The organism is Pseudomonas sp. Q1 (genome assembly GCF_009935975.1).
Lineage (GTDB): Bacteria > Pseudomonadota > Gammaproteobacteria > Pseudomonadales > Pseudomonadaceae > Aquipseudomonas > Aquipseudomonas palleroniana.
Genome location: NZ_QODI01000004.1, coordinates 189,754 through 205,207 on the forward strand (window position 1 = coordinate 189,754; position 15,454 = coordinate 205,207).

Here is a 15,454-nt window from a genome sequence, read left to right on the forward strand (position 1 = left end):
TCAAAGGGCTGGCGTGGAACGCGCAACAATCGCCTCGACTTCCACCCCTCGCGGCAAGGTGCCATACACGCGGCCGGACGATGCCCCCAGCCGGCTGGCGATAAACCCGTCACTGACCGCCGCATTCCCCGCTTCCAGCAACAGCTTTGCCTGTAAGGCCAGGGCGATATCCTCGGTCAGTTGCCGTGCGCGGTACTGGATATCCTGGGTGTCCATGAACGCCGTCTTCAACTGTTCGATATGCCGCGCCAGTTGTTTATCGCCGTGACCGCTACCCAGTTCGACGAACAGCGCCTCCAGCACACCCGGCTCTTTGGACAACGCCCGCAGCACGTCCAGGCACTGCACATTGCCCGAACCTTCCCACGTCGAATTCACCGGTGCCTCACGGTACAGACGCGGCAGGATGCTGTCCTCCACATACCCGGCGCCGCCCATGCACTCGGCCGCTTCGTTGATCATCGCCGGCGCACGCTTGCAGATCCAATATTTGCCCACCGCCGTGACCAGCCGGGCGAACTTGGCTTCCTGCTCGTCAGCGAGATGGTCCAACGCCCGCCCCATGCGCAGGCTCAATGCCAGGGAGGCTTCGCTCTCCAGGGCCAGGTCGGCCAGTACGTTTTGCATCAGCGGTTGCTCGCTGAGCACGCGGCCGCCGACCGAGCGATGGGCGCAATGATGGCTGGCCTGGGTCAGCGCCTGGCGCATCAGGGCACTGGAGCCGACCATGCAATCGAAGCGAGTCATGGCGACCATCTCGATGATGGTCGGCACGCCACGCCCCTCCTCGCCGATCATCCAGGCCAGGGCGCCGCGAAACTCCACTTCGCTGGACGCATTGGAGCAGTTGCCGAGCTTGTTTTTCAGGCGCTGGATGTAGAACTCGTTGCGCGTGTCATCCGGGCGGTGCCTGGGCAGCAGGAAACAGGTGAGCCCCTTGTCGGTCTGGGCCAGGGTCAGGAACGCGTCGCACATCGGTGCCGAGCAGAACCACTTGTGCCCCACCAGTTCATAGGCTTGCCCGGGGCCGCCCGCGCCCACCGGGTAGGCACGGGTGGTGTTGGCGCGCACATCGGTGCCACCCTGCTTCTCGGTCATGGCCATGCCGATGGTCGCACCGCCCTTGTGCGCGATGCCGACGTTGCGCGGATCGTATTGGGTGTTGAGTACTTTGGGCAGCCAGGTCTGCGCCAGGTCCGGTTGCAGGCGCAGCGCCGGCACGCAGGCGAAGGTCATGGTCAGCGGGCAACCGGTGCCGGCTTCGGCCTGGCTGTGCAGGTAGGTCATCGCAGCGCGGGCCACATGGGCACCGGGCTGCGGATGGGCCCAAGGCAGCGACGGCAGGCCATGTTCGACGGCGGTGCGCATCAGTTCATGATAAGCCGGGTGAAATTCAACCAGGTCGATGCGATGACCATAACGGTCATGGCTGTTGAACACCGGCTTGTTCTGATTCGCCAGGAACCCGGCTTCCATCAACGGGCCACCGGCCAGCGCACCGTAAGCATCGATACGTGTCTGCGCCCAGCCGGCGCCGAAACGCCGCGACCATTCTTGCAGGGGCAAGTCGACGCGGTAGAGGTTGGTACCGTCCAGGGAGGGCGGCTGGTTGGTGACGTCGTGGGTTTCGGCGAACGAGTGCAAGTTCATGACGGGCCTCCTGAAATAAAGGCCACGTCGATCAAGGCGGTTTACAGGAGCGAGCTTGCTCGCTGCTGCACGCTGCCTACCGGTAGGGCCGAAGTTTCAGTTAAGCACCGTCATCGGCCTTTAAAAAGTGGCATAAACGCCGAATGTCCGGCGCTTTCACCCTCTACCGAGCACAGCACACGCCGCTCCAGCACCGCCTGCAAAGCGTCGAAGCGCACGGGTTTTGACAGGCGGTCGCTGACGCCGACACCGTGGCAACGCTCACGCTCCGGCACCTGCAAAGAGGTACTCAAGGCAATCACCGGCAACTCACCGCACCCCGGCAAGGCACGGATCTGACAGCACAATGAGAAACCACCTTCGGGCACATCCAGCAACACGGCATCGAAGGTTTCGTCTTGCAGGAGCGCCAGGGCTGACGCGCCACTGTCTACGGTTTTCACCCGGTAACCGAGCTTGAGCAACATCCCGCGTACCGCCAGTTGGCCCACGCTGTTGTCGTCCACCAACAGCACCGCGCAATCCTGAGGAGCACGCTGCCTGTCGAGGGCGACTTTCGGTTCAGACGGCACTTTCAGTTCAGACGGCGCCGCGCCGACTTCCATCTCCAACTGGAACCGGCTGCCTTTACGCGGCTCGGAATGATGGGTCAGACGCCCGCCCAGCAACTCGATCAACTGCCGGCAAATCGCCAAGCCAATACCCAGGCCGCCGTATTCGCGAGTGGTCGAACCATCGAGTTGGAAGAAGCGTTGGTATAGCGTGGCCTCGTCCAGAAAGGCGAAGCCCACGCCGGTGTCGGTCACGATAAAGCTCAAGCGCAACCCGCCATCCGCATGGGGCACGCCCACCACGCGCAAACGCACACTGCCTTCGTGGGTGAACTTGAAGGCATTGTCCAACAGGCAATCCAGGCACTGAGTGAGTTTGCCCGCGTCACCGATCATGCGGTCCGGCAGTTCATCGGCGATATCGATGGAAAACGCCAGCCCCTTGCTCTGGGCGCTGGCGCTGAACTGCTGGCGCAAGGTATCCAGGGTGCCGCGCAGGCTGAATACCTGGGGTTGAGCAGTGAGGCGCCCGGCTTGCAGTTCGGTCAAGGTGAGGATGCCGTTGACCATGCGCATCATGTCCCGCGCCGAGCCGGCAGCCGTTTGTTGGTACTGCGCCAAGTCATCGTCCAGCGGCACGGTGTGCATCAGCTCCAGGGAACCGATCACGCCATTCATCGGCGTGCGCAACTCGTGAGTCAGCGTGGCGAGGAATTCGTCCTTGAGGCGGTTGCTGCGGGCCAATTGCTGGTTGAGCACTTCGAGCTTCTGGCTGGCGTCGAAGAGGATCTGCGCCTGTTGCTCACGCATGCCGTTGATGCGATCGGCCAGGGCCAGGGACAGCAACGCCACCTCAATGGCCGAGCCGAGTTGGCTGGCATACATGGTCAGGAACACATTAGGCAGGTAGCCCAGCACCATCATCGTGTTGACCACCCCGCCCAGCAGGAACGCCGACCAGGCAATGATGAAATAACGCGCCATGCGCTGGCCACAGAACCAGGCCTTGATGGCCGTGAAAAAGATGGTCACGGTAAACACCAGCGCCAGGCCGGTCGCCAGGCGCAAGGCCAGTGCATAGCTGGTCAGCAGCGCCAGCACCATCACCACCGCGCCGCAGGCCGCCAACGCCAGCAACAGACGATCAAGCCAGCGGCTGTGCTGCGCCGTGTGCAGGAAGCTGCGTGCGAACAGGCTGCCGAACAGCGCTGCCGAGCCGATCAGGAACGGCACCGCCGCATTCGCCCACCACGGGCTGTTCGGCCAGAAATACTCCATGGCCACGCCATTGACCGCCAGTTGATAGAGGCCGAACGAGGCAATGTAGAGGATGTAATAGAGGTAGCTGGTGTCGCGTACGCTCAAGTAGATGAACAGGTTGTAGACCAGCATTCCCAGCAATACGCCATAAATGGCTCCGAGCACGTAAAGGCGCAGTGGTTGCTGTTCCAGGTAGGCGGTACCGGACCACAGTGTCAGCGGCGCCTGGATCGAACCTTCACTTTGCAGGCGCAGATAGACGGTTTCCTGCTGGTCGGGCACGAAGTTGAGCTTGAACAGGTAGTTGCTCTGGCGGACCTCACGGCTGGAAAACGGCAGGGCGCTGCCCGTGCGCGCCGTCAGGCGGTAGTGACCGGTGCCGTCCTTCTGGTACAGGTCCACATGGTTGAGCGGCGGATAGGCCAGTTCCAGAAACCAGCCACGCGGGGCGCGGGGGTCTTGGGCGAGATAATGCAGGTCGACCTTGAGCCAGAACACCGAGCGCGAATAGCCGGCATTGAGGGTGGCTTTATCATGGGTCTTGAACTGGGCAGCGTAAGCCGGGGAACTGACTTCGGCGATGGTGAGGGCATCCGTGGGGTCTTCGAGCACTTGCATGACCCGGCCCAGCGGCAGGCTTCGAGTCTCCTGATCGAAGTCGACGGCGTTGGCGAGCAGCGGCAACCCGCACAACAATAAGATCAGCAAATAGCGCATAGAGCCCCAGCGTGGACTGTCCGGTTATGTCAAAAGCCCCCCATTCCTTTTGAGTAGACGTACACCGGCGATACCGTGAGTTGTTTGAATCCACTCTAGCATAGCCAGTAAAGGCCATTAGACACTATTGAAATAATTTTTTGAAAGCTTCTATCACGAGGCTTTCAGCGCTTTTTCATGGGCTCAGCCAGATCATTGGCGGGGAATATCCAGGTGGTTTTCAAGCCATTAATTCCCCCCACGCCCGACAGCCACGCCAAAAGCGTTTGGTGGTAAGCTCGCGCACCATGAATATCTACAGCTCTCGTCCCGTTGTCCTCTGTCTCTCCGGCCACGACCCCAGTGGTGGCGCCGGCTTGCAGGCAGATATCGAAGCCCTGCTCGCCCAAGGCTGCCATGCGGCCCCGGCCGTCACCGCGTTGACCGTGCAGAACACGGTCAACGTCAGTGATTTCCGCGTGCTCGACCGCGAATGGGTGCTGGCCCAGGCCAATGCCGTGCTCGGCGACTCCGAAGTGGCGGCGGTCAAACTGGGCATGCTGGGTTCCATCGCAATGGTCGACACCGTGGTCGAACTGCTACAGGCGCATCCGCACCTGCCAGTGGTGTGCGACCCGGTGCTGCGCGCCGGCGGTGGTGGCAGCCTGGGCAAGGACGAAGTCGGCTATGCGATGCGTGAGCGCCTGTTGCCGCTGTCGCTGATCGCCACGCCGAACCTGCCTGAAGCGCGCATCCTCGCCGAGTTGCCTGAGGGGACGGCGGACGAATGCGCCGAGAAGCTGTTGCCCTATATCAAGCACCTGCTGATCACCGGCGGCCATGGCGACGAGCACGAAGTGCACAACCGCCTGTACAGCCGTGACGGCAGCCGCCAGACCTTTACCTGCCAGCGCTTGCCCGGCAGTTACCACGGTTCGGGTTGCACGCTGGCCAGTGCGCTGGCCGGCCGCATCGCCCAGGGCGAAGGCTTGGCCAGCGCCGTGCAATCGGCGCTCAACTACACTTGGCGGACCCTGCGCGACGCCGAACAACTCGGCCAGGGCCAGTTCGTGCCGCGCCGGCTGCCGCTGGATTTCTGCTCGTAACTTTTCGTCCTTAAAAGCAAGAGGCCTGCCCGATGAAACTACGTGGCCTGTATGCCATAACCGACAGCCAACTGTTGGCCGGCAAATTCCTCGCCTACGTCGAAGCGGCGTTGGAAGGCGGTGTGAGCCTGTTGCAATACCGCGACAAAAGCAGCGACGAAGCACGGCGCCTGCGCGAAGCCGAGAAGTTGCGAGAGCTGTGCTCGCGCTACAAGACCCAGTTGATTATCAATGATGACGCAGAATTGGCCGCACGCCTGGGCGTCGGCGTGCATCTGGGCCAGACCGACGGCCCGCTGACCCCTGCCCGCGCCCTGCTGGGTTCCAAGGCAATTATCGGCGCCACCTGCCACAGCCAGATCGAACTGGCGGAGCAGGCCGCCAGGGAAGGCGCAAGCTACGTCGCTTTCGGCCGTTTCTTCAATTCCAATACCAAGCCTGGCGCCCCCGCTGCCACCGTCGAAATGCTCGCCCAGGCCCGCACCCGGTTGCAGTTGCCAATCTGCGTGATCGGCGGCATCACCCTGGAAAACGCCGAACCACTGGTGGCCCACGGTGCCGACCTGCTGGCCGTGGTGCATGGCCTGTTCGGTGCCGACAGCACCCAGGAAGTCACGCGCCGCGCCCGCGCATTCAACGACCTTCTGCGCCTTAAATAGACACCACACCTGAATTCAGAGAGCCCCGACATGTCCCGTTCCGAAACGCTGTTTGCCAATGCCCAGAAACACATCCCCGGCGGTGTGAACTCCCCCGTGCGTGCGTTCAAGAGCGTGGGCGGCACGCCACTGTTCTTCAAGCATGCCGAAGGCGCCTACGTCACCGACGAAGATGACAAACGCTATGTGGATTACGTGGGTTCCTGGGGCCCGATGATCCTCGGCCACAGCCACCCGGACGTACTCGACGCCGTGCGCAAGCAACTGGAACACGGCCTGTCCTATGGCGCGCCGACCGCCATGGAGACCGAGATGGCCGACCTGGTGTGTGCCATCGTGCCATCCATGGAGATGGTGCGCATGGTCAGCTCGGGCACCGAAGCCACCATGAGCGCGATCCGCCTGGCCCGTGGCTTTACCGGTCGCGACAGCATCATCAAGTTCGAAGGCTGCTACCACGGCCACTCCGACAGCCTGCTGGTGAAAGCCGGTTCCGGCCTGCTGACCCAAGGTGTGCCAAGCTCGGCCGGCGTACCGGCGGCGTTCGCCAAACACACCCTGACCCTGCCGTTCAACGACATCGCCGCCGTCGAGCAGATGCTCAATGAAGTCGGCCAAGACGTGGCGTGCATCATCGTCGAACCGGTGGCCGGCAACATGAACTGCGTACCACCGGCGCCAGGCTTCCTCGAAGGCTTGCGCGAACAGTGCGACAAACATGGTGTGGTGCTGATCTTTGATGAAGTGATGACCGGTTTCCGAGTCGCGCTCGGCGGCGCCCAGGCCTACTACGGCGTCACGCCGGACTTGAGCACCTTCGGCAAGATCATTGGTGGCGGCATGCCAGTAGGCTGCTTCGGCGGCAAACGCGAAATCATGCAACACATCGCACCGTTGGGCCCGGTGTACCAGGCCGGCACCTTGTCGGGTAACCCGTTGGCGATGGCGGCCGGCCTGACCACCCTGCGCCTGATCAGCCGCCCAGGCTTCCACGCCGAGCTGACCGACTACACCACGCGCCTGCTGGACGGCCTGCAACTGCGCGCCGATGCCGCGGGTATCCCGTTTGTCACCACTCAGGCGGGCGGCATGTTCGGCCTGTACTTCAGCGGTGCCGACGACATCGTCACCTTCGATGACGTCATGGGCAGCGATGCCGACCTGTTCAAACGCTTCTTCCACCTGATGCTGGAAGGCGGTGTGTACCTGGCACCGAGCGCCTTTGAAGCCGGCTTCACTTCGATCGCCCATGGCGAAGCCGAGCTGAAACTGACCCTGGATGCTGCCGAGCGTGCCTTCGCCGCGTTGAAATAACAGTGACAACACGTCAGGCGTTGCCTTGGGCGACGCCTGATTTACTACTTTGCCTACAGACTTTTCCTAGTTTTTTCGAGAATCTCCCTGCAATCCGGCAGATAACTTGCCCTCGCAGCAGAAAATCGAGTAAAGACTTTGTAAGCAGGGGCCTGCTTATTTCATAATGCGCGCTCATTGGACTCCCCGAGGGTCCGCGCGCCCCGTCAGAGGTAAGTCGATTCCCATGAAACGCACCGGCCGCACCCTGGTACTGGGCTGCCTGTTGCTCCTTCAGCCGCTGCTGGCACATGCACAAGCAGGCGGCAACTCGTTGTTAATCCCAGCGATGGGTCGTTGCACCCTCAATACACAGCCAGACAGCCAGGCCGAAGCCTTGAGCGCGTGCCAGAAACAGGCCGACGGCGGTGATGCGCAGGCGCAATACGAGTTGGGTGAGTATTACCACGACAGTAAAAATCCGGCCCGCGACCTCAACAAAGCCTTGAGCTACTTCGAGAAAGCCTCTTTGCAGGGCCACGCCCAGGCGCAATTCCAGCTGGGCACCATGTTCTTCAAGGGCGAAGGCGTACCGGCCAATAACGTCCAGGCGTATATCGTGCTGAAAATGGCCGCGGTCAACGGCGCCGAAGACGCGCTGGACACCGCCGACGAAGTCGCCGCAAACATGCAGCGTGATGAGTTGGAAGTAGCCACCCAAGTACTGGGCCAGATCTTCCGCAATTACCTGCAGGAATTGCAGAGTGCCGATGGGCGCTCGCCCTTCTCCCCCCTCCCCTGATCAGAACCTGTAGTGAGCGGGCTTGCCCCGCGCTGGGGGGCGCAGCCGCCCCAAACCCAGGCGCCTCGGTCTACCTGAAACACACCAGCGTCCTTGTTGGGGCGGCTTCGCCCCCCAGCGCGGGGCAAGCCCGCTCACTACCAAGCTTTATTTCTCAGGCATCGGCATCGGAAACGGCATGACATTGCCCACGCCCCGGGCCTCGCTGATCTTCGGCGTGCCCAGGCGCTCCACCTCGTCGATGCGCACAATCGAATGCATCGGCACAAAGCTGCGCACCACGCCTTCAAACTGCGCCTTGAGCTTTTCCTCGCCCGGGTCGACGACCAACTGGGTGCGCTCGCCAAAGACGAACTCTTCCACTTCCAGGAAGCCCCACAGATCACTTTGATAGATCTGCTTGGCGTACATTTCGAACACCTGGCCCTGGTTGAGGAAAATCACCTTGTAGATTGGAGCTTCACGTTTGGTCATGGCGGGCAAACAACACATCGGGGGATATAAAAGGGGGCGCGAACTATAGCATGCCACCCGATGCACAACGCTAGGAACCCATGGGCATGCCCCCTATAATGCGCGGTTCTTTACCACCAGTTGACGATCCCCATGGCCAAGAAGCTTTACATCGAAACCCACGGTTGCCAGATGAACGAGTACGACAGCTCGCGCATGGTCGATCTGCTGGGCGAACACCAGGCCCTGGAAGTCACCGCCCGCGCCGAAGATGCCGACGTGATCCTGCTCAACACCTGCTCGATCCGCGAACGAGCCCAGGACCGTGTGTACTCCCAGCTGGGCCGCTGGCGCGAATTGAAGCTGGCGAACCCGGAGATGGTAATCGCCGTCGGCGGCTGCGTGGCCAGCCAGGAAGGTGCTGCGATCCGCGACCGCGCGCCCTATGTCGATGTGGTCTTCGGCCCACAGACCCTGCACCGCCTGCCGGAAATGATCGACGCCGCCCGCGTGACCAAGTTGCCGCAGGTCGATGTCTCGTTCCCGGAAATCGAAAAATTCGACCACTTGCCCGAGCCGCGCATCGACGGGCCGAGCGCCTACGTGTCGGTGATGGAAGGTTGCAGCAAGTACTGCACCTTCTGCGTAGTGCCTTACACACGCGGTGAAGAAGTCAGCCGGCCGTTTGACGATGTGCTGTCGGAAATCATCCACCTGGCCGAAAACGGCGTGCGCGAAGTGACCCTGCTGGGCCAGAACGTCAATGGCTATCGCGGCCAGACCCACGACGGGCGCCTGGCCGACCTGGCGGAGCTGATCCGCGTGGTGGCCGCGGTCGACGGCATCGAACGCATTCGCTACACCACCTCCCATCCGCTGGAGTTCTCCGACAGCCTGATCCAGGCCCACGCCGAAGTACCGGAACTGGTCAAGCACCTGCACTTGCCGGTGCAGTCGGGCTCGGATCGCATTCTGGCAGCCATGAAGCGCAACCACACCGCGCTGGAATACAAATCCAAACTGCGCAAACTGCGGGCGGCGGTGCCGGGCATCTGCATCAGCTCGGACTTCATCGTCGGCTTCCCAGGCGAGACCGAAAAAGACTTCGAGCAGACCATGAAGCTGATCGAAGACGTTGGTTTCGACTTTTCCTACTCGTTCGTCTACAGCCCGCGCCCGGGCACCCCGGCCGCCGATCTGGCAGACGACACCCCCGAGGCGCTGAAAAAAGAACGCCTGAACGCACTGCAGCATCGCCTGAACCAGCAAGGCTTCGAGATCAGCCGACAAATGGTCGGCTCGATCCAGCGCATCCTGGTCACCGACTACTCGAAAAAGGACCCGGGCGAACTGCAAGGCCGCACCGAGAACAACCGAATCGTCAACTTCCGCTGCGATAATCCGACCCTGATCGGCCAATTCGCCGACGTGCACATCGACGCGGCGCAACCGCACTCGTTGCGCGGGTCGTTATTGCAGTGACCTTGTGAACGACACAGATCAAATGTGGGAGGGGGCTTGCTCCCGATGAGGGCGTGTCAGCCCCAGATGCTTTATCTGGACCACTGCTATCGGGAGCAAGCCCCCTCCCACACTGGGATTACGCCGAATTCGGGTTATATAAGTGCTTTCGCACACCGGCGGCTGGCGTTATCCTCTCTTTCACCTCAACAGCCAAAGGGCGGCTAAAAGCGACCTTGAACGCACCCATAGAACCTCATCGTTTTCTCCTCGAGCCCTTTGAGGCTCGCCGTTTCGCCAACCTGTGCGGACAGTTCGACGAGCACCTGCGCCTGATCGAACAACGTCTGAGCATCGAGATCCGCAACCGCGGCAATCAGTTCGAGCTGATTGGCGAACCCCAGCACACCACGTCTGCAGAAAACCTGCTGCGTCGCCTCTACCGCGAAACCAAAGGTAGCGAGCTGTCGCCGGAGACCGTGCACCTGTACCTGCAGGAATCCGCCGTGCAAGACCTGGCCAACAACCCGGTGGCCGAAGCCAGCGTGGCCCTGCGCACCAAGAAAGGCATGATTCGCCCACGCGGCTTGAATCAGCAGCGCTACGTCAAGGAAATCCTCGGCAACGACATCAACTTCGGCATCGGCCCCGCCGGTACCGGCAAGACCTACCTGGCGGTAGCCTGCGCGGTGGATGCCCTGGAGCGCGAGCAAGTACGCCGCATCCTGCTGGTGCGCCCGGCGGTCGAAGCCGGCGAGAAACTCGGCTTCCTGCCCGGCGACTTGGCGCAGAAGATCGACCCGTACCTGCGCCCGCTCTACGACGCACTTTACGAGATGCTCGGCTTTGAATACGTGGCCAAGCTGATCGAGCGCCAGGTGATCGAGATCGCCCCGCTGGCCTATATGCGCGGTCGCACCTTGAACAACAGCTTCATCATCCTCGACGAGAGCCAGAACACCACCGTCGAGCAGATGAAAATGTTCCTGACCCGTATCGGCTTCGGCTCCACCGCCGTGATTACCGGTGACATCACCCAGGTCGACCTGCCCAAGGGCACCAAATCGGGCCTGGGCCAGGTGATCGAGGTACTCAAGGATGTGCCGGGCATCAGCTTCACGCATTTCATGCCCAAGGACGTCGTGCGCCACCCGCTGGTGCAGCGCATCGTCGAAGCCTACGAGCGCTTCGAACACCAGGGCGACGCCCCGAAGGAAGCACGCCACGATGCTTGAGCTAGACCTGCAACTGGCGACCGACGCGCCCGCGCCCAGTGAAGAACAGTTTCGCCGCTGGTGCGCCCTGGCCCTGCGCCAGCGCACCGCCGACTCTGAGCTGACCATCCGCCTGGTGGACGAGCCTGAGGGCCGTGAGTTGAATCACACCTGGCGGCAAAAGGATTACGCCACCAACGTGCTGTCCTTCCCCGCCGACGTACCGGATGAGTTACTGGATATTCCCCTGCTGGGCGATCTGGTCATCTGCGTGCCGGTGGTGGAGCGCGAGGCGCGTGAACAAGGCAAGGAACTTGAAGCCCACTGGGCCCATCTAGTCATCCACGGCTGCTTGCATCTCTTGGGTTACGACCATATAGACGATGACGAAGCCGAGGAAATGGAAACACTGGAACAAACGTTGCTTGCAGAACTGGGTCACCCTGACCCTTATGCAGATGACGAAAACTGATCAACACTTAACCTATACAACAAAGGATTCAGAGTAATCGCTATGAGCGAAGACCGATCGAGCAACGGGCAGAAGTCATGGCTGGGCAAGTTGACCCAGGCTTTTGCCCACGAGCCGAAAAACCGCCAGGAGCTGCTGGAGCTGCTGCGCGAAGCCCATCAGAACAAGTTGCTGGACAGCGAAGCGCTGGCCATCGTCGAGGGCGCCATCCAGGTCGCTGACCTGCAAGTACGGGACATCATGGTCCCGCGCTCGCAGATGATCAGCATCAAGGCGACCCAGACCCCACGGGAATTCCTCCCGGCCGTGATCGACTCGGCGCACTCGCGCTACCCGGTGATCGGTGAAAGCCATGACGATGTCATGGGTGTCCTGCTGGCCAAGGACCTGTTGCCGCTGATCCTCAAGGAGAACGGTGACAACTTCAACATCAAGGACCTGCTGCGTCCGGCCACCTTCGTGCCTGAATCCAAGCGCCTGAATGTGTTGCTGCGCGAGTTCCGCGCCAACCACAATCACATGGCCATTGTGATCGACGAATACGGTGGCGTGGCGGGCCTGGTCACGATCGAAGACGTACTGGAGCAGATCGTCGGCGACATCGAAGACGAACACGATGTCGAAGAAGACAGCTACATCAAGCCCCTGCCCAGCGGTGACTTCCTGATCAAGGCGCTGACGCCGATCGAAAACTTCAACGAGTTCTTCGACAGCGAATTCTCCGACGATGAGTTCGACACAGTGGGCGGCCTGGTAATGAATGCGTTCGGGCACCTGCCAAAGCGTAACGAAACCACCGAAATCGGTGCGTATCGCTTTCGCATCCTGAATGCGGACAGCCGTCGCATCCACTTGATCCGCCTGACACCTATTGCCCGCTAAGGACTGATATGCGCCGCTTGATCGCCCCCGGCTGGCCCGGTAACTTGCTGGCCGTGGTGGCCGGCGCCATCACCACCCTGGCCCTGGCACCCTTCGACCTGTGGCCGTTTGCCCTGGTGGCCGTCGGATTGTTCTATGTCGGGCTCCGGGAACTGACGCCACGCCAGGCCCTGGGCCGTGGCTGGTGTTTCGGTTTCGGCCTGTTTGGCGCCGGCACCAGCTGGATCTACTACAGCATCCACCACTTTGGCGGCGCTTCGGCGCTGCTGGCCGGCTTCCTGATGCTGCTGTTCACCGCCGCCATCGCCTGGTTCTTCGCCCTGCCCGCGTGGCTATGGGCACGCTGGCTGCGCCGTAATGAGGCGCCGCTGGCGGACGCGCTGGCCTTTGCTGCGTTGTGGGTCGGCCAGGAAGCGTTCCGCGGTTGGTTCCTCACTGGCTTCCCGTGGCTGTACTCCGGCTATAGCCAGCTCGACGGCCCGCTCAGCGGACTCGCCCCGCTGGGCGGCATGTGGCTGATTTCCTTTGCCCTGGCACTCACGGCGGCCCTGCTGTGCAACCTGCCCCGCCTGTTGGCGGGCAAGCGCAACGCTTTTATCGGCGCGGGCCTGGTGCTGCTGGTTGGGCCATGGGCCGTCGGCTTTGCACTTAAACACCATGCCTGGACCAGCCCTGCCGGCGCGCCACTGAGCGTGGCCGCGATCCAGGGCAACGTCGAACAAAGCATGAAGTGGGACCCCGAGCAACTCAATGCGCAGCTGGCGCTGTACCGCGACATGAGCTTCAGCGCCAAGCGCACCGACCTGCTGATTTGGCCGGAAACCGCTGTACCGGTGCTCAAGGAGTCCGTCGAGGGTTACCTGGGCATGATGGGCAAGTTCGCCGCCGAGCGGAATTCCGCGCTGATCACCGGCGTACCGATTCGCCAGGAAGTCCATCACGAGAAGCGCTACTTCAACGGCATCACGGTTGTGGGCGAAGGCGACGGCACCTACCTCAAGCAAAAGCTGGTGCCTTTCGGTGAGTATGTGCCGCTGCAAGACCTGTTGCGCGGGCTGATCGCCTTCTTCGACCTGCCCATGTCGGACTTCGCTCGAGGCCCTTCTGACCAGGCCATGCTCCAGGCCAAGGGCTATCACGTTGCGCCGTTCATTTGCTACGAAGTGGTGTACCCGGAGTTTGCCGCAGGCCTGGCGGCCCAGAGCGACCTGCTGCTGACCATCAGCAACGACACGTGGTTCGGCCGCTCCATCGGCCCATTGCAACACCTGCAAATGGCGCAGATGCGGGCTTTGGAAGCCGGTCGCTGGATGATCCGCGCCACCAACAACGGCGTGACCGGCCTGATCAACCCATTCGGGCAGATCACTGCGCAGATCCCACAGTTCGAACGCGGGATTCTCTACGGAGAGGTCGTGCCGATGCACAACCTGACGCCGTACCTGCAATGGCGTTCGTGGCCGCTGATCATCGTGTGCGTGCTGCTGTTTGGCTGGGCGCTGCTGGCCGGCCGGATGTCCAAGGCGCTCTAACCGAATGTGGGAGGGGACTTGCTCCCTCCCACATTTTGATCTGCGGTGTTATCGGTAGAACAACCGATACCCTACCTGCCCCACGGCCTCGTTGAGCAACTGCCCGCTCTGCCACACCGACTTGAACTCGGGCATCCAGCCTCCTAGCGGTCGCGCATTGTCTATGCCAAGGAACCCCACCGGCCCCGGCACCACCGTGAAACCGGCCTTCTCGAAGCTCCACACCGAACGCGGCATATGCCAGGCCTGGGTCACCACGACGACGCGCTTGATGCCCTGGGACAACAGGATTTCGGCACTCATCTGTGCGTTTTCCCAGGTGGTACGGCTACGCTCTTCCTTCCAGCGTACGGTGACGCCAAAGTCATCCTGCATCGACACAGCCATCAGCTCGGCCTCACTGGGCGGCGTGCCGTAGTGCAAGCCGCCGCTGGTCAACACCGGCAAGCCGGATGCCTTGGCCAGACGTGCGGCATAACGCTCGCGCTCCAACCCGATCCCGGTCGGCTGGTCAGTTCCCCATGCGGAGTCACCGCGCTCGCGTCCCGACCCCAGTACCACAATCGCATCGGCCCGTTGCGCCAGGCTCGCCCACTCTTCACGGGCCAGGGGTGGTTCGGTCTCCAGCGCATGCGCTCCCCATTGCACCATCACCGGCAGGCTCATCAGCCACATGCCCCCCAAACCCAGGGCAAAGCAAAACCCTGCCAGGCGCGGGCGGCTGCGACGAACCCACCAGGCGAACGCCAGCAACAGCAAGAAGATGCCGGGCGGCAGCAATAGTTGTTTGATGAAATAACGAAAAGGCATCGGGCATCTCCTAAGATGCCCGAAGCCTAGATGCAACGGGGTTTAGCGACAATCCTTACCAGCACATTCCGAGAAAAACCAACGACAGACACGCGGTTTATTTCACTTGCACCTCACCGCCTTGAGTTTGTCGCCTGCCCGCCCGGCGGACAGGTCCTTCAGCCAGATCACCTTGGCTGAACGCGTCGGCTCTTGAGACTGGGACGGCGGGGAAGCCTGCCCAGAAGAGGCGCGATGTTGATTCAATTCCAGGTAGCGCTTGATCAGTTCAAGTTCAGCCTGGCTCAAGCCTCGCAACTCCAGCTCCAGAGGCCGCTCATCACGCAATCGGCCTGCGGTTTTTGCAGCATCTAATGCCCGACCCAAACGGTCGATCAGCCCTTCATACAATTGCGGTTTCGTTAAGGTTCGCTGCGATTCACCCATCCCCTCACCTCATTGAAGAAATACTTGCTCCCCAATAAACAGCGTAGTCTGCGTGACTGTGCCTGCCCGGCGCCGCGACAGACGGCCTCGACCGCGCAATCAGGGTTTCCCTCGATAGAGTGGGGTCATGTATGCTACGGCGCTTCCTGTAACTCCACTTCCCGCAGGGTTTGGGCACAGACGCGCC

At 61.7% G+C, this 15,454-nt stretch carries 14 protein-coding genes; 9 read left to right on the forward strand and 5 right to left on the reverse strand.

What is annotated here, in order from left to right:
• Both DK870_RS08225 and DK870_RS08230 read right to left on the reverse strand, forming a co-directional pair.
• The gene (locus tag DK870_RS08225; RefSeq protein WP_104996055.1) at window positions 1-1,650 is read right to left on the reverse strand and encodes an acyl-CoA dehydrogenase family protein; all 1,650 of its coding nucleotides are present in this window, start codon (window positions 1,648-1,650) and stop codon (window positions 1-3) included.
• 110 nt (window positions 1,651-1,760) lie between these two features.
• Complete coding sequence (locus DK870_RS08230; protein ID WP_161548421.1) at window positions 1,761-4,178, reverse strand: hybrid sensor histidine kinase/response regulator; 2,418 nt, start codon at window positions 4,176-4,178, stop codon at window positions 1,761-1,763.
• Window positions 4,179-4,465: 287 nt separating this feature from the next.
• On the opposite strand from DK870_RS08230, the gene DK870_RS08235 reads away from it, so the two are divergent.
• The 4 genes from DK870_RS08235 to DK870_RS08250 all read left to right on the forward strand — a co-directional run bounded on the left by DK870_RS08235 (window position 4,466) and on the right by DK870_RS08250 (window position 8,017).
• On the forward strand, window positions 4,466-5,263 hold the full coding sequence (locus DK870_RS08235) for a hydroxymethylpyrimidine/phosphomethylpyrimidine kinase (protein WP_060754707.1): 798 nt from the start codon (window positions 4,466-4,468) through the stop codon (window positions 5,261-5,263).
• 32 nt (window positions 5,264-5,295) lie between these two features.
• A complete protein-coding gene (gene thiE, locus DK870_RS08240; protein ID WP_060754708.1) occupies window positions 5,296-5,922 on the forward strand; it encodes a thiamine phosphate synthase in 627 nt (208 codons plus the stop codon).
• A 30-nt stretch (window positions 5,923-5,952) separates the two neighbouring features.
• Window positions 5,953-7,236 carry a glutamate-1-semialdehyde 2,1-aminomutase gene (gene hemL / locus DK870_RS08245; protein WP_161548422.1) on the forward strand — a complete coding sequence of 428 codons (1,284 nt, stop codon included), beginning with the start codon at window positions 5,953-5,955 and terminating at the stop codon, window positions 7,234-7,236.
• A 226-nt stretch (window positions 7,237-7,462) separates the two neighbouring features.
• The gene (locus DK870_RS08250; protein ID WP_161548423.1) at window positions 7,463-8,017 is read left to right on the forward strand and encodes a tetratricopeptide repeat protein; all 555 of its coding nucleotides are present in this window, start codon (window positions 7,463-7,465) and stop codon (window positions 8,015-8,017) included.
• Window positions 8,018-8,164: 147 nt separating this feature from the next.
• On the opposite strand, the gene DK870_RS08255 is transcribed toward DK870_RS08250, so the two are convergent.
• On the reverse strand, window positions 8,165-8,491 hold the full coding sequence (locus DK870_RS08255; RefSeq protein WP_040071161.1) for a DUF1820 family protein: 327 nt from the start codon (window positions 8,489-8,491) through the stop codon (window positions 8,165-8,167).
• Window positions 8,492-8,623: 132 nt separating this feature from the next.
• On the opposite strand from DK870_RS08255, the gene miaB reads away from it, so the two are divergent.
• From miaB to lnt, 5 genes are all read left to right on the forward strand, one after another.
• Window positions 8,624-9,952, forward strand: a complete 1,329-nt coding sequence (gene miaB / locus DK870_RS08260; protein ID WP_161548424.1) for a tRNA (N6-isopentenyl adenosine(37)-C2)-methylthiotransferase MiaB — start codon at window positions 8,624-8,626, stop codon at window positions 9,950-9,952.
• Window positions 9,953-10,167: 215 nt separating this feature from the next.
• Window positions 10,168-11,166, forward strand: a complete 999-nt coding sequence (locus tag DK870_RS08265; RefSeq protein ID WP_161548425.1) for a PhoH family protein — start codon at window positions 10,168-10,170, stop codon at window positions 11,164-11,166.
• Complete coding sequence (gene ybeY, locus DK870_RS08270) at window positions 11,159-11,617, forward strand: rRNA maturation RNase YbeY (protein WP_060754712.1); 459 nt, start codon at window positions 11,159-11,161, stop codon at window positions 11,615-11,617. The genes DK870_RS08265 and ybeY overlap by 8 nt, the downstream gene beginning before the upstream one ends.
• Window positions 11,618-11,659: 42 nt before the next feature.
• The gene (locus DK870_RS08275; RefSeq protein WP_017735641.1) at window positions 11,660-12,499 is read left to right on the forward strand and encodes an HlyC/CorC family transporter; all 840 of its coding nucleotides are present in this window, start codon (window positions 11,660-11,662) and stop codon (window positions 12,497-12,499) included.
• A gap of 8 nt (window positions 12,500-12,507) precedes the next feature.
• Window positions 12,508-14,031, forward strand: a complete 1,524-nt coding sequence (gene lnt / locus DK870_RS08280) for an apolipoprotein N-acyltransferase (protein ID WP_161548426.1) — start codon at window positions 12,508-12,510, stop codon at window positions 14,029-14,031.
• Between the two features lie 48 nt (window positions 14,032-14,079).
• Here the strand turns inward: lnt and DK870_RS08285 are convergent, their stop codons facing one another.
• Together DK870_RS08285 and DK870_RS08290 are read right to left on the reverse strand one after the other, a co-directional pair.
• A complete protein-coding gene (locus tag DK870_RS08285) occupies window positions 14,080-14,841 on the reverse strand; it encodes a YdcF family protein (protein ID WP_060754715.1) in 762 nt (253 codons plus the stop codon).
• Between the two features lie 102 nt (window positions 14,842-14,943).
• Entirely contained in the window at window positions 14,944-15,267 is a 324-nt protein-coding gene (locus DK870_RS08290) for a hypothetical protein (RefSeq protein ID WP_060754716.1), read from the reverse strand.
• Window positions 15,268-15,454 lie beyond the last annotated feature (187 nt).

Bases quoted from the DNA above. Each gene is read 5' to 3' on its own strand.
- ybeY (WP_060754712.1), top strand. From the start codon at position 11,159: ATGCTTGAGCTAGACCTGCAACTGGCGACCGACGCGCCCGCGCCCAGT.
- DK870_RS08285 (WP_060754715.1), bottom strand. From the start codon at position 14,841: ATGCCTTTTCGTTATTTCATCAAACAACTATTGCTGCCGCCCGGCATC.
- DK870_RS08290 (WP_060754716.1), bottom strand. From the start codon at position 15,267: ATGGGTGAATCGCAGCGAACCTTAACGAAACCGCAATTGTATGAAGGG.
- hemL (WP_161548422.1), top strand. From the start codon at position 5,953: ATGTCCCGTTCCGAAACGCTGTTTGCCAATGCCCAGAAACACATCCCC.
- lnt (WP_161548426.1), top strand. From the start codon at position 12,508: ATGCGCCGCTTGATCGCCCCCGGCTGGCCCGGTAACTTGCTGGCCGTG.
- miaB (WP_161548424.1), top strand. From the start codon at position 8,624: ATGGCCAAGAAGCTTTACATCGAAACCCACGGTTGCCAGATGAACGAG.
- DK870_RS08225 (WP_104996055.1), bottom strand. From the start codon at position 1,650: ATGAACTTGCACTCGTTCGCCGAAACCCACGACGTCACCAACCAGCCG.
- DK870_RS08255 (WP_040071161.1), bottom strand. From the start codon at position 8,491: ATGACCAAACGTGAAGCTCCAATCTACAAGGTGATTTTCCTCAACCAG.
- DK870_RS08235 (WP_060754707.1), top strand. From the start codon at position 4,466: ATGAATATCTACAGCTCTCGTCCCGTTGTCCTCTGTCTCTCCGGCCAC.
- DK870_RS08250 (WP_161548423.1), top strand. From the start codon at position 7,463: ATGAAACGCACCGGCCGCACCCTGGTACTGGGCTGCCTGTTGCTCCTT.
- DK870_RS08230 (WP_161548421.1), bottom strand. From the start codon at position 4,178: ATGCGCTATTTGCTGATCTTATTGTTGTGCGGGTTGCCGCTGCTCGCC.
- DK870_RS08275 (WP_017735641.1), top strand. From the start codon at position 11,660: ATGAGCGAAGACCGATCGAGCAACGGGCAGAAGTCATGGCTGGGCAAG.
- thiE (WP_060754708.1), top strand. From the start codon at position 5,296: ATGAAACTACGTGGCCTGTATGCCATAACCGACAGCCAACTGTTGGCC.